The organism is Candidatus Zixiibacteriota bacterium (assembly GCA_019038695.1).
GTDB lineage: Bacteria > Zixibacteria > MSB-5A5 > GN15 > FEB-12 > B120-G9.
Map to the genome: position 1 here is coordinate 1 of JAHOYZ010000003.1, position 11,652 is coordinate 11,652.

Below are 11,652 nucleotides of genomic sequence, written 5' to 3' on the forward strand. Positions count from 1 at the left end.
TGTCCGGCATTCCTCCGGTGTATGGACTCAACAGCATCGATGCCATACTGGACTAGTTTCTGTTTTCAAGCCCCAGCGAACTTGACAAACGCTGTGATAAAACTAACTTAAAAATGGTACAATAGCCGGGGGGAATCGAACCCCATACTCGCGTTGTGGCACAAGGAGTTACACCCTATTGTGACCACTTTTTCACTGCCGTATGAGCGGCATAGACATCTTAAAACTATAGATCCCCTCAGTCGTCATGCTCAGAGCTTTTTCGCCACATAAACACCATAGCTGTAGTAGTCACTGTATCTTTCATAAAGGGCTATTTCATCTTTTTCCACTTCAACAATCGCCTTTGCCTGAGTACTTTGACCATGCCGCTCAAGGAACTCGTCAAAACGGATCTGCATGGGTCGATAGTAATTCTCAAGCCAGCAATGGATCGGCAAGAAGAAGTAAGCCTCTGGGCTGTAGCCATGACGCTCGAGGACTCCTATTTTTGACGAGGCGACATCAATCTGCGAGTATTCCTTCTCCCAATAAGACTGGAGCTCATGCGGTCGTGTGACACTGAGCCAGGTTATTTCGGAAACGATGAGCTTTCCCCCCGGTTTCAGGAACCGGTTCCAGGCCGAAACACCGGCCTCAAAACCCATGTTGTATATAGCTCCCTCGGACCAGATCACATCAAACTCCTCGTCAGAAAAAGGCAGAGTATTCATGGAGCAGTTCAGTGTGGTGATTTTGTCTGCTACCCCATGGTTGTGCGCTCTGGATTGGAGCTCGTCAAGAAACTCCGATAGAAAATCCACGGCGGTGATTTCCGCATCCAGCTCCTTTGCGAGCAGGACGGTCGACGCGCCCGTGCCACAGCCAATATCCGCAATCTTCAGAGGGCGTGACCGGTCAAGTCCGGCCAACTCCAGCGCTCGTTTTGTTTCAGCTTCTCCACCCGGTCCTTGCCGCACCGCATGCTTGTGGAAATCTATGAGTAGTTGGTAATCGTTCAAGTTTTTCTCCCTAATCAATAATCAATAATCAATTCAAAATAAGGTAAACTTCTCCGTATTGCAAGATGAACAGGAGCAGAGTGAACTGTGACCAAATTGTGTCCACCGTCGTCGCAAGTTATTGCTTGATATTCAGCGATATAGAGGGGGGATGGGGGTATGAGTAAATGATCCGGCCTTTTGCGCCGCTGTCCGCAGGAAAAAAACCAATGATATTGGTGGAGGTGGGGGGAATCGAACCCCATACTCGCGTTGTGGCACAAGGACTTACACCCTATTGTGACCAAATTGTGACCGTTTTTTTTGACTCAAGCCGCTACTTATGTTGGAAAAGTAGTGGCCACCAATCTTTGACATCAATGATCAATGCCCTTGACCTTAATGCTCGCTATGCGTTTGATGGAAAACTGATTGACTTATTACAACCTGTACCTAAAATTCAAGACAAGAGTCCATATTCATTCACCTTTCTAACAGGAAAAGAAAAATGATAAATTTTGCAGAAATGATCTTAATGGGTATCGTGGCGACCCTTATCATGGATATGTTAGCTGTTATTCTCACCGAATCTAAGATCGTTCACCAAATGATAAAACCTGAAGTTGTCGGACGATGGACCATTTATATGCTAAGGGAAAATTCATACATAAGGATATCAATCAAACACCGGTATTGAATTATGAAAAATCGGCAACATTATTGTCTCATTATTTGATAGGAATCGTTCTAGCAGGAATCTATCTTCTCACGGAATTAAAAGTGCCGACAATTCGCCAACAACTGTGGATGCCTCTGATATTTGGATTAACAACGGTTCTCCTGCCATGGTTATGGCTGTATCCCAGCATAGGGCTTGGTTTTTTGGCTTCGAAAACACCAAGAAGATCACTTTACATTGTTACCAGTCTCGTTAATCATACAAATTTCGGATTGGGGTTGATTGTATGGATAGTTGTTTTTCGCCGTTTCTTAATGTGAGGAGAGACCCAACATTTTAATTCAAAGTCTTGTATAGACTTTCTCTATTTGCAGGGCATTATTTTTCTATGTTACCGTAATGACGACGTTACCTTTCTTGTGCCCTTTGTCGACATACCTGTGAGCCTCGACAATCTGTTCCAAAGGATAGCATCTATCTATGACCGATTTTATCTTGCCAGCTTCAATAAGTTCCTTGAGGAAAATTAGATTTTCAGTTATATTTGGTGCAATCCCAATTATTACTTTTTTGCCACCCACAATTGACGTCCATAGTGCTTGAAGAAAGGGCCAATCAACTGTCAGATAGACACCTCTTTGCTTTAGAGATCCTTTACAATGTGGAAAGGTCGTTTTGCCAACTGTGTCAAAAATGGCGTCATAGGTCTGGCCGTTTTTAGTAAAATCCTCTTTCGTGTAATCAATGACCTTATCGGCTCCCAGAGATTTTGCCAATTCTAAATTTATGGTACTGCAAACTCCGGTGACTTCTGCGCCAAAGTATTTGGCAAGTTGTACCGCGAAAGTGCCTACGCTGCCAGAGGCTCCATGGATAAGAACTTTTTGTCCGTTCTGGATATCTCCTTTTCTAAGAAAATGCAATGCTGAAAGTCCCCCGATAGGAACAGCGGCGGCTTCCTCATAGGTCATATTGGCCGGTTTTATTGCAACTAACTCTTCTTCAGGAAGGCATTTGTACTCAGCATTACAACCATTAAAAAATACTCCCTTGGTATATCCAAAAACCTGATCGCCTTCCTTAAATAGTTTTACAGCTTTGCCTACTAATTCAATTTCCCCGGCTAGATCACACCCTGGTATTTTTTTTCTTGGCTTTCTTAGACCATACATTATTCGCCCGGGGAGCCAGAACCAGCGAGCCCATGTGAAACTTCGAATTCTACAGTCCCCTGCTGTTACTGTCGACGCATAAACCCTTACTAGTATTTCATTGTCCTTCGGAGTAGGTTTCTCTACCTCCTTGAGTTGAAGAACATCCGGTGGTCCGTATTTTGTACATACAATTGCTTTCATGCGTTGGTTTTTCCGAATTGTAAGTGCTCCTCAACTTCCATAATCTCTCCTACTGCGCAATAGAACGATCCTTCTTCTGCAAATAGCCTGAGACCGATGCACCTCGTATAATTCGCAGAGAGACCGAGCCCTCTTCGGCTCTTCGTGTCATTAGTCTAAGCACGAAGGATTTCTCGTAGTCCTTGGCGACTCGCTCAGTTTCCCATTCGTACAGACCGAGCCATTCGCCGTTCTCTTCATTGATCATCCATATTTTTTCGTGAAAGCCGGGAAATCCCGCTATCAACAGAATTGGAATGAGTGACAGTCTGCGATTAGCTGTTTGTGAGAATCTCGCAAAATGGAAGCGTACAACAAGGACGACCGGTCCGACATGGCTGTGTTCGCGTTCGGTTCTTCGCTTCATATAGCGGAATACAGTGAATACTTGATCCTCATCGATTTCAAATGATCGAGCGACGAATCGTCTTGGGAACCGTAAGCGACCGATCAGGAAGTAGATTAATGCAATGAAGAAACATACGATAGGAAGCCTGCGAAAGATGCCCGGGGATTCAACGCCGGTGGGCTCTGATACAAGCGGAACTTCTTGGTGTTCCCCCGATGATCTGGGTCTTTCTAACTCATCTGCCGACATGTACTATCCATCCACTTCATGATTCAGACATCGAATTCAATAAAGAGGACATCCTCACCACATTGCAACATAAACTCAGACGGGTTTCACTGTGACCAAATCGTGACTACGATCGTTGTAAGTTATTGTTCGATATTCGTAGTTATAGCAGAGGGACGGGGGTATACACAAATCATCCGACCTATTATGCCGGCGTATTTAGATGAACTGTAACAAGTTATAACAATTGGAGGTGGGGGGAATCGAACCCCCGTCCGAATCTACCGTCTGGCTGCTTTCTACGTGCGTAGTTGGTCTATAATTTCTCGCTCTGCAAGCTGCCAACCAACAGGCCACCGGCAAAGCCAGCCTTTGTTTTTAAGCTCTCCTTAAAGGCGTCGGAAAGCCGAGTCTCCTTTTGCGGCGCTGTAGTCTGACCCGAGAGACAACGGTTCAGGTACAACGGGCTGCACTATTTCTAGGCTGCCATGGCGTAATTAGATTCGCCAATTAGTGTTTTGCCCGGTTTTTTAACGGGGCCCCAGACAACCCCGGCACGCCAACAACCCTCCACTAAACCCGTCGAATCCAGTTCACCCCCATAATCGAAATCGTATCGTCGAAGGAGTGAGCTGTCGCGGCCATGAAAGGACGTGACAACTTCATATGTCAAAGAACTCTACATATAGTATACACCAACTGCCGGAAATATTCAATAGCTGGCATAAGTTATGTCGGCATAAGTTAAACGCATCGGCAGCCGAAGAGTTGCAAATTGATTGGGGCAGGCGACAGGTATCACCTGTTTAGGGCATCTGCTGCCCACTACACACTTGTAACCCTTGGCAATTTGTTCTATCGGACAGTGTTGGTCAATGGCCGATTATCTGTGGGCATTTACTTCCTACGGAACTATTGTGTTGAGCTATCCGAAACTTTATTACCCCACTGTTGTTTCAAGATTTCCATTGTTTCCATAATCACATCGTTGCCATCTTTTTGTAATGGTGTAGCACGACCTCTTCTGATGTAAATATGATCTATCAATGTGCCACCTTTACTTACGATGAGATCACCAAATTCATCTATATTTTCCTGCTCGAACCTACTATTAAATGTGTTGAATAAAATTACTTTGTTGTTGGTGAAATCATTGTTTCTTACAAACGTCCAAATTGGAGGTGCCGGACGGAATAGCCATATAGGAGAACCAAGAAAAATCAAATCATAACTGCTCATGTCAATCGTTTCGGGATTAATAATTGTTTCTGTTTCGTTACTAGCATCGATAAAAGCATTGTACCAGCCTGTGAAATCTCTACTGTAGCTTTCAGCTTCAATGAATTTTAAATCAGCATCATGATACTTGGCAATTTCCTTGGCCATGGCTTCAGTATTCCCGTTACGTGAGTAGCAAAGAACCAATACTTGGGCAGTCTCACCTTGATCTCTCAAGTAAGGCTTACTCTCAAAATGAGAAAAGTTCTTAATAACAATTGACAAAACGCTAGCGATAATCACTATCACAGCGATTATTGCTAGAGTCCAGACCATTTTTTTTCTTTTGACTCTCGTAATCACTTTCCTATTTTATTAAAGAACTGTTCAAATATAGCCTAAACCGCTCCAGATCATTATTGATGTCTTGATTCCGTATTGATGTCTTGATTCCGTGGACAACAGCTGCGGTGTCTTCCACTCATGAGATTCTTCTTCTAAAACACCAACCTTACCCCAAACTGGTTAATCGGTTTGGACTCAAAGGTCGCAATAACGCGTTGGACATTCAGACTTAAAAAACTCGTTACCGGTTTGACCAGCGAAAGTTCTACGTAATAATCATAGTTATTTTTGCCCAGCGAAAGGTCAAAGGGATCGGCGTATGAGTATTTCCAATTGAAATCACCTGTGAACTCAAAAGTAAATGACGTGAGTAGTTTGAATGAGTTGATCGAGACAACTTGAAATGTCCTCCCTCGATTTTCACCGGCGTCATCATAGTTCTGATAGAAGGAAAGTTCGTTGGAAATAGGGTAGAAACCCAGCTTTCCGGATGGGGCTTCCCATTGGGGAATCATCCCCGCTGAGATCGAAGTGGCAAAGAGGAGTGACGTTGTCACCACCATGCAGACGAGCAGAACGAGCTTGCGCATGATATTTCTCCATTGGTTTGAAAATTATGGTTTGCGAATAGACTCCGTAATGTGCATGACCAAACAATCCTACCGGGTCAGATTCTGAAGCAACTCCGTCGCCGGGTTGTTGTTCGGTTGAAGCGTGAGCGAACGGCGCAGGTAACCTTCGGCTGTTTCAGAATCTCCCGATCTTATCAGGACCTGAGCCAGTTGATTGTACGCATGAAACGAACCAGGGAAAGCATCGATATTCAGGAGGAACATCTGTTCCGCCTCTTGGAGACGATTTTCCTGTAGCAGACTCTGCCCGATGCGGTCGAGTTGATATTCGTCTAGATCGTAGTCGGTAGAGTCGCTGTTTCTGATTTCCTGATACATCCGCACCGCATAACCTATCCCCTCATCGTCAATCCACACAAGAAGCGAATCGGATAGAAGTAATTGAGGTGTTTTCAGATTCAGACCAATTGGGGAGTTGGCGACCAGGAGACGAGAGATTTCCGTAAAGAAGCTGTGGTCATAGACACCTGCCGGTGAATCGCCCCAGTCGAACAGCGTTCTGTATTTCGAGGCAGCATCATACAACTGCCGTGCATGATTCGCCGTGCCACACTCTCCGGTTCCAGATGGAATAAACAGTTTAGGAGTATTGATCTGTGGAATTCTGGCCAGTGAATTAAACTCAGAGCTAATAAAATAGCTAACCGGGAACATCGGATAGCATTCGCCTACGACCGCACAAGCTGAAGTGTATGGAGCCACAACTACTACAGCGGCTGCATTTACATCTACCGCCACATCTATGGCTACCGCAGCACCAAGACCCACACCGTAGAGGATGATGTCAGTCGATTTAATGTCCCTGACATGTTTGATTTGGTGATAGCAAGCCCGAGCATCAAGTCCAAGCCCGATTTCGGTCGGCTCACCGCCGCTTTCACCAAATCCTCGATAATCTACAGCAAGGACGTTGAGTCCCATGCTGCGTAACAGCATGTATTCGTCGAGGTTTGATGCTACCGTCTGACCCCGATCGTGAAAGTAGATGAGCCAGTAGTTTGAAGAATCCTCTGGAGCTGCTGTGATCTCCCAACCCACCAGTTTCACAGTATCGTCGGTGGTCAATTCCACGCGGTTAATATCAAGGTCGGCGTACGGAGGGTGTTCAATCGTCTCTGTCAACTGTTCATAAATAATCTTAGACTCGCCTGCGGCAAACCACAGAGTAGCTCCTGTGTACAGGACAATAACAACCAGCAAACCAACAATCCATGTTTTGTTCATCAGAGATCGATCCTTCTTGTTTTCCATATCACATAGAGCACACAAAAGCCTCAACGAATGGGAATGATAAGGATATGTACAGGCACCTGTCAAGCAAGAGTCGGATTGGTAATTTTGCGACCATTGAGCCTATCTACGGCGCAGGTCTCATGTAGGTGCCATTAAAGGAATTGGTGAGCAATGCGTTTAGCGTATCCACAAGCGAGCGGCTCGTAAAGCCAAGTTCCCGACGGGCTTTCATGGATGAATAGCTCCAATCATAGTCCAGAAGCTTCACCAGGTCGGGATAAACCGAGACCTTGCCGCCTCGTATCTTACTGATTGAGGACGAAGAGGTAGCCACAAGGTTGAGAAACCAGCGTGGAATCCGCACCAGATGGGGTATCTTGCCAAGAATTGAGGAAACAGCCAGAATCAATTCCCGCACCGTGACATTGTCCCCTCCAAGGATATAGCGTTGCCCGGGACGACCATCGGTGATGGCATTGATTACGGCAGGAGCGACATCACGAATATCGACCAGATTAACGCGGTTAGGTAAATCAGGCATCAGCCACCGACTAAAAGTCTGGAGTGCTTTACCGCGATCATCGCCCGTTCTGGATGGGGCCACGATGATCGATGGATTCACCGTCACCAACTCGGTGTCACCGCTCGTCGATAGCTTTTCCAGTTCGATTTCGGCTTCATGTTTGGTTATAATATAGGGAATACGAAAATGCCCCAGATTGAACTTGTTGTCTTCTGAAATCTTCAGCCGAGCCCCAACGCGACCGTTGATTGTATCCGACTTACGAGGCAGGGCAGCCGTCGCAGCCACAGTCGAGGCATGCACGAACCGCTTCACACCAGCTTTCTGAGCCGCCTGAAACAGGCGACACGGTGCAACCGTATTAATCTCGGTAAACTGCTCCGCGCAGTCCTGTCGAAAATTCACCCACGCGGCCGTATGGATGATAACATCAATCCCTTTAACAAGCGCAGGAAGCCCATCGTAATCCTGAAGGTCAACTATCCGTTTCTCCAATCCAAGAGAATCGACATACCTGGTGTCGGATGATTCGCGTGCGTGCGCAACGGATTTCAGACCGCGACGGTCAAGCTCATACAGGAGTTGTTTACCCAGCGACCCGGAAGCGCCAGTTACCAGAATCTTATCATCAGACAGAGACATTGCAGTTACCTATTACCGAAGAGGTCAGTCATACCGATATTATACTTTGAGATACGAAAAACTGACGTTATCATCAATTGATTTTAATATAACGGTGTATGTTTGATGAAAAAACTTTTAAAAACAATCTGGCATGGATGGATGAAATTCGCTCTCGTAGTGGGTCGCTTCAACACCTTGCTATTGCTAACACTGTTTTACTTTGTTGCCGTTGCCCCGATGGGACTATGTATGCGTCTGTTTGGCTGGGATCCGCTTGATGGACGCAGAAAGAAATCGTTAACTAAAACCAATTGGAAACCGGTTCGTGATAATGAGCCGGACCAGAGCTCTTTGCGACGACTGAGTTGACCATGCGCATCCTCGGTATTTCCTGCTTTTATCATGATGCCGCCGCCGCGATTGTGTGCGATGGGGTTCTGCAAGCCGCTTCAAGCGAAGAACGCATCAGTCGGAAGAAACATGACCCGGAATTGCCTGTCGGCGCAGTAAGATATTGTCTCAAGCGGACCGGTCTGGAGATCAACGATTTGGATCATGTTGTTTTCTATGACAAGCCGCTGCTCAAGTTCGAACGCATCCTGACCGGCTATATGGCAAACCCCTTCCGTTCCTACAAGGCCTTTCTTGCCGCCCTGCCTATCTGGTTACGTCGCAAACTTTGGGTTGATTACGTTATTCACAAGGAACTGGGTTACGATGGCGAGGCTCTTTTCCTACCGCATCACTTATCACACGCCGCCGGAGCGTTCTATTGTTCACCTTTCGAACAGGCAGCAATTCTTACGATCGACGGCGTTGGAGAGTGGGCCAATGCTTCTTATGGAGTCGGTGACAACAATCGAGTGCGACTGATTGATGAGATGCATTATCCCCATTCGGTGGGACTGATATACTCGGCCATGACCTACTACCTGGGTTTTCGTGTTAACTCTGCCGAATATAAGATCATGGGGCTGGCTCCATACGGAACTCCGCGTTATGCCGACCTGATTGAGGAGAAACTGGTCACTATCCATGATGACGGTTCGATCCACCTGAACCTCGACTACTTCACATACTGCCATGGTCTGACCATGACCGGCCCGGCAATGGAGAAATTGTTTGGCCAACCCCGACGCAATCCGGAGTCGGATCTGCAACCATTCCATAACGACGTGGCCGCGTCAATTCAGAAAGTTACCGAAAAAATCGTCCTGCGCATGGCACGTCATGTACGCGAAAAAACCGGTATGAACAATCTATGCATGGCTGGCGGCGTCGCGCTCAATTGCCGAGCCAACGGTCTCCTTCTTCGAGAACAGATTTTCGACAATATCTACATCCAGCCCGCTGCCGGTGACTCCGGCGGTGCCGTAGGCGCAGCACTCTACACCCACTACCAGTGCACAAAGGACAATAAGCGCCCCCAGCCATTTTGGAATCTGGGCCCGGTGTACGATGATGACGAGATCGGGAATTTCCTCGACCGCGAGAATATTCCACACGAAGCCGGAGATGTCGGTCAGCTTGCGACGCGGGCGGCTAAGGCCGTGGCCGACGGAAAGATCGTTGCCATTTTCCAGGGCGCAGCCGAGTTTGGACCACGAGCGCTTGGGTTCCGCTCAATCGTAGCCGACCCACGCGACAATACCATGAAAGAGAAGATCAACGCCGCAGTAAAATACCGCGAACCGTTCCGACCATTTGCTCCAGCCGTAATGGCTGAACACGCTGCAGACTACTTCGATTGTCAGGGCGAGTCGCCCTTTATGTTGTTCAATTTCAACGTACATTCCGACAAACGTGCAACCATCCCAGCCGTAACACACGTTGACAATTCCTCTCGCATTCAGACCGTATCCGCCGAGGACAATCCGATTTTTCATCGCCTTATTGATGAATTCCGTAAACTGACCGGAGTGGCCGTTGTGCTCAACACCTCTTTCAACTTGCGTGGACACCCCATCGTTAACACTCCCGAAGATGCCTTCGCCACATTCTGCTCGGGTGGTATTGACTTTGTCCTCCTCGGCGGTTATATTGTGGATAAGAGGATGGTTTCTGGGGCTCTGTTGCGGAAGTTCAAATTCGAGAAGAGTGATGACTAGCGCAGGTGCGTTGGTGAACTTGTTCTTGCCCCAGTTTGTTACAACTTTTATCTGACTGATCGCCATGTTTCGACGATTACGCATACTATCTGAGATGTTTCATTTCTTGAAGACCTCCAAGAAATGGTGGCTGGGACCTATTCTGCTCTTTCTGGTCTTGCTATCTTTGTTGGTAGTGTTCACCGAATCGTCGGCGCTGGCCCCGTTCATCTATTCGCTATTCTAAGTTGCGGAGCGAATCTATGGCTACCTTGCAACCTGAGCACCGCATCAGGCCGGTGCCTGTTTATGTGAAACTTCTGGTAGGCCTTGTCTTTCTGCTGGGGTTTCTGCTAGTATCTGAATTCGTATTCAATGCTATTGAGGTCGAGCCCGCCTTCAAGAATCAGTTCTTCCCTCTGAATCGCGACATTGACTTCGCCGACATTTACCAGAAGGATGCTCGACTGTTCTGGCGTTTCAGAGAGAATCAGACAATAGACTCCCGGGCATTTTGCTACATTGACTACCACATTAATTCGTCGGGTAGACGTGGCCCCGAAACACAGAGGCAGAAATCAGGACTACGCATCGTAGCTCTTGGCAATTCGTGTACGTTCGGCTGGGGTGTCCCCTGGGCGCAAACCTGGACAGCACAACTTGAACCACTTGTCAAAGAACAATACGGAAACACCGTCGAGATAATCAACGCCGGCGTTCCGGGCTATTCGTCACATCAGGGTCGGATTTATTTCGAAGAAGAACTGGTACACCTCGATCCTGACGTTGTGCTAATATGTTTTGGATGGAATGACCATTGGGCCGCCGGATTGGGCATACCCGATTGTGACCAACAGATGCCGGCTCCGTGGTTGCTTAAGGGACACAATCTCCTGGCACCCTTGAAGACCTATCAGTTCATGAGAATGTTAGTGCTGTCCCTAACCGACAAGAAACAGAATCTGACACTGGGATCGGTTGCTACGCGACGAGTTTCGCAGGACCAGTTCTATATGAATCTTCGATCTATGGTTCGTCTTGCTCATTCAAGGGCTATCACACCAATTCTGGTCGTTCCTCCTATCGCCGCTATGGATATCTATTTCGATGAAACGGTGTCTCCTTTTCACCGGATTCACGCCAGCTATCAGCAGGCGATACACGATCTGGCACACAGGGAGAACTTGGCCGTCGCAGATTTGCAACAAGTCTTTGACCAGCGTAACGACCTATTCGACGATGCCTACGGCGATGCCGTACACTACAATTCCCAGGGACACGCAGTTGCGGCTCAGACCATAGTCGAAGTTCTCAGGCCGGTCTACTCGAGCAAGTAGAACTACGGCTATTTCGAACCTGA

13 protein-coding genes and 1 other RNA gene are annotated in these 11,652 nt (G+C 47.2%); 6 read left to right on the forward strand and 8 right to left on the reverse strand.

Annotated features, from left to right (window positions below):
- Positions 1–251: 251 nt before the first annotated feature.
- Positions 252–1,001, reverse strand: a complete 750-nt coding sequence (locus KOO62_00655) for a class I SAM-dependent methyltransferase (GenBank protein ID MBU8932493.1) — start codon at positions 999–1,001, stop codon at positions 252–254.
- 167 nt (positions 1,002–1,168) lie between these two features.
- Between KOO62_00655 and KOO62_00660 the strand changes: the two genes are divergently transcribed.
- Together KOO62_00660 and KOO62_00665 are read left to right on the forward strand one after the other, a co-directional pair.
- Positions 1,169–1,492: a hypothetical protein gene (locus KOO62_00660; protein MBU8932494.1), complete on the forward strand. Its 324-nt coding sequence runs from the start codon at positions 1,169–1,171 to the stop codon at positions 1,490–1,492.
- 121 nt (positions 1,493–1,613) lie between these two features.
- Positions 1,614–1,979: a DUF2938 domain-containing protein gene (locus KOO62_00665; GenBank protein MBU8932495.1), complete on the forward strand. Its 366-nt coding sequence runs from the start codon at positions 1,614–1,616 to the stop codon at positions 1,977–1,979.
- 66 nt (positions 1,980–2,045) lie between these two features.
- Here KOO62_00665 and KOO62_00670 read toward each other — a convergent pair whose 3' ends face one another.
- The 7 genes from KOO62_00670 to KOO62_00700 all read right to left on the reverse strand — a co-directional run bounded on the left by KOO62_00670 (position 2,046) and on the right by KOO62_00700 (position 8,223).
- On the reverse strand, positions 2,046–3,014 hold the full coding sequence (locus KOO62_00670; protein ID MBU8932496.1) for an NAD(P)-dependent alcohol dehydrogenase: 969 nt from the start codon (positions 3,012–3,014) through the stop codon (positions 2,046–2,048).
- 49 nt (positions 3,015–3,063) lie between these two features.
- Positions 3,064–3,420 (reverse strand): YdhR family protein, encoded by a 357-nt coding sequence (locus tag KOO62_00675; protein ID MBU8932497.1) that lies wholly within the window; start codon positions 3,418–3,420, stop codon positions 3,064–3,066.
- Between the two features lie 455 nt (positions 3,421–3,875).
- Positions 3,876–4,231, reverse strand: a transfer-messenger RNA (tmRNA) gene (gene ssrA / locus KOO62_00680).
- Positions 4,232–4,542: 311 nt separating this feature from the next.
- Positions 4,543–5,157 carry a hypothetical protein gene (locus tag KOO62_00685; protein ID MBU8932498.1) on the reverse strand — a complete coding sequence of 205 codons (615 nt, stop codon included), beginning with the start codon at positions 5,155–5,157 and terminating at the stop codon, positions 4,543–4,545.
- A gap of 188 nt (positions 5,158–5,345) precedes the next feature.
- Positions 5,346–5,783, reverse strand: coding sequence for a hypothetical protein (locus KOO62_00690; protein ID MBU8932499.1), 438 nt, complete (start codon positions 5,781–5,783; stop codon positions 5,346–5,348).
- Between the two features lie 69 nt (positions 5,784–5,852).
- A complete protein-coding gene (locus KOO62_00695; protein MBU8932500.1) occupies positions 5,853–7,076 on the reverse strand; it encodes an alpha/beta fold hydrolase in 1,224 nt (407 codons plus the stop codon).
- 106 nt (positions 7,077–7,182) lie between these two features.
- Positions 7,183–8,223 (reverse strand): NAD-dependent epimerase/dehydratase family protein, encoded by a 1,041-nt coding sequence (locus KOO62_00700; protein ID MBU8932501.1) that lies wholly within the window; start codon positions 8,221–8,223, stop codon positions 7,183–7,185.
- Between the two features lie 105 nt (positions 8,224–8,328).
- Here KOO62_00700 and KOO62_00705 point away from each other — a divergent pair, with 105 nt between their 5' ends.
- The 4 genes from KOO62_00705 to KOO62_00720 all read left to right on the forward strand — a co-directional run bounded on the left by KOO62_00705 (position 8,329) and on the right by KOO62_00720 (position 11,629).
- Entirely contained in the window at positions 8,329–8,574 is a 246-nt protein-coding gene (locus tag KOO62_00705; protein ID MBU8932502.1) for a hypothetical protein, read from the forward strand.
- A gap of 2 nt (positions 8,575–8,576) precedes the next feature.
- The gene (locus KOO62_00710) at positions 8,577–10,313 is read left to right on the forward strand and encodes a carbamoyltransferase (GenBank protein ID MBU8932503.1); all 1,737 of its coding nucleotides are present in this window, start codon (positions 8,577–8,579) and stop codon (positions 10,311–10,313) included.
- Between the two features lie 64 nt (positions 10,314–10,377).
- Positions 10,378–10,539 carry a hypothetical protein gene (locus KOO62_00715; GenBank protein MBU8932504.1) on the forward strand — a complete coding sequence of 54 codons (162 nt, stop codon included), beginning with the start codon at positions 10,378–10,380 and terminating at the stop codon, positions 10,537–10,539.
- 16 nt (positions 10,540–10,555) lie between these two features.
- Positions 10,556–11,629: an SGNH/GDSL hydrolase family protein gene (locus KOO62_00720; GenBank protein MBU8932505.1), complete on the forward strand. Its 1,074-nt coding sequence runs from the start codon at positions 10,556–10,558 to the stop codon at positions 11,627–11,629.
- The last annotated feature ends 23 nt before the right edge of the window (positions 11,630–11,652 follow it).

What these genes read in the sequence shown, in the direction of transcription:
- KOO62_00670 (MBU8932496.1), bottom strand. Translation starts at nt 3,014, where the DNA reads ATGAAAGCAATTGTATGTACAAAATACGGACCACCGGATGTTCTTCAA.
- KOO62_00690 (MBU8932499.1), bottom strand. Translation starts at nt 5,783, where the DNA reads ATGCGCAAGCTCGTTCTGCTCGTCTGCATGGTGGTGACAACGTCACTC.
- KOO62_00705 (MBU8932502.1), top strand. Translation starts at nt 8,329, where the DNA reads ATGAAAAAACTTTTAAAAACAATCTGGCATGGATGGATGAAATTCGCT.
- KOO62_00715 (MBU8932504.1), top strand. Translation starts at nt 10,378, where the DNA reads ATGTTTCGACGATTACGCATACTATCTGAGATGTTTCATTTCTTGAAG.
- KOO62_00665 (MBU8932495.1), top strand. Translation starts at nt 1,614, where the DNA reads ATGGACCATTTATATGCTAAGGGAAAATTCATACATAAGGATATCAAT.
- KOO62_00710 (MBU8932503.1), top strand. Translation starts at nt 8,577, where the DNA reads ATGCGCATCCTCGGTATTTCCTGCTTTTATCATGATGCCGCCGCCGCG.
- KOO62_00695 (MBU8932500.1), bottom strand. Translation starts at nt 7,076, where the DNA reads ATGGAAAACAAGAAGGATCGATCTCTGATGAACAAAACATGGATTGTT.
- KOO62_00660 (MBU8932494.1), top strand. Translation starts at nt 1,169, where the DNA reads ATGATCCGGCCTTTTGCGCCGCTGTCCGCAGGAAAAAAACCAATGATA.
- KOO62_00720 (MBU8932505.1), top strand. Translation starts at nt 10,556, where the DNA reads ATGGCTACCTTGCAACCTGAGCACCGCATCAGGCCGGTGCCTGTTTAT.
- KOO62_00700 (MBU8932501.1), bottom strand. Translation starts at nt 8,223, where the DNA reads ATGTCTCTGTCTGATGATAAGATTCTGGTAACTGGCGCTTCCGGGTCG.
- KOO62_00675 (MBU8932497.1), bottom strand. Translation starts at nt 3,420, where the DNA reads ATGAAGCGAAGAACCGAACGCGAACACAGCCATGTCGGACCGGTCGTC.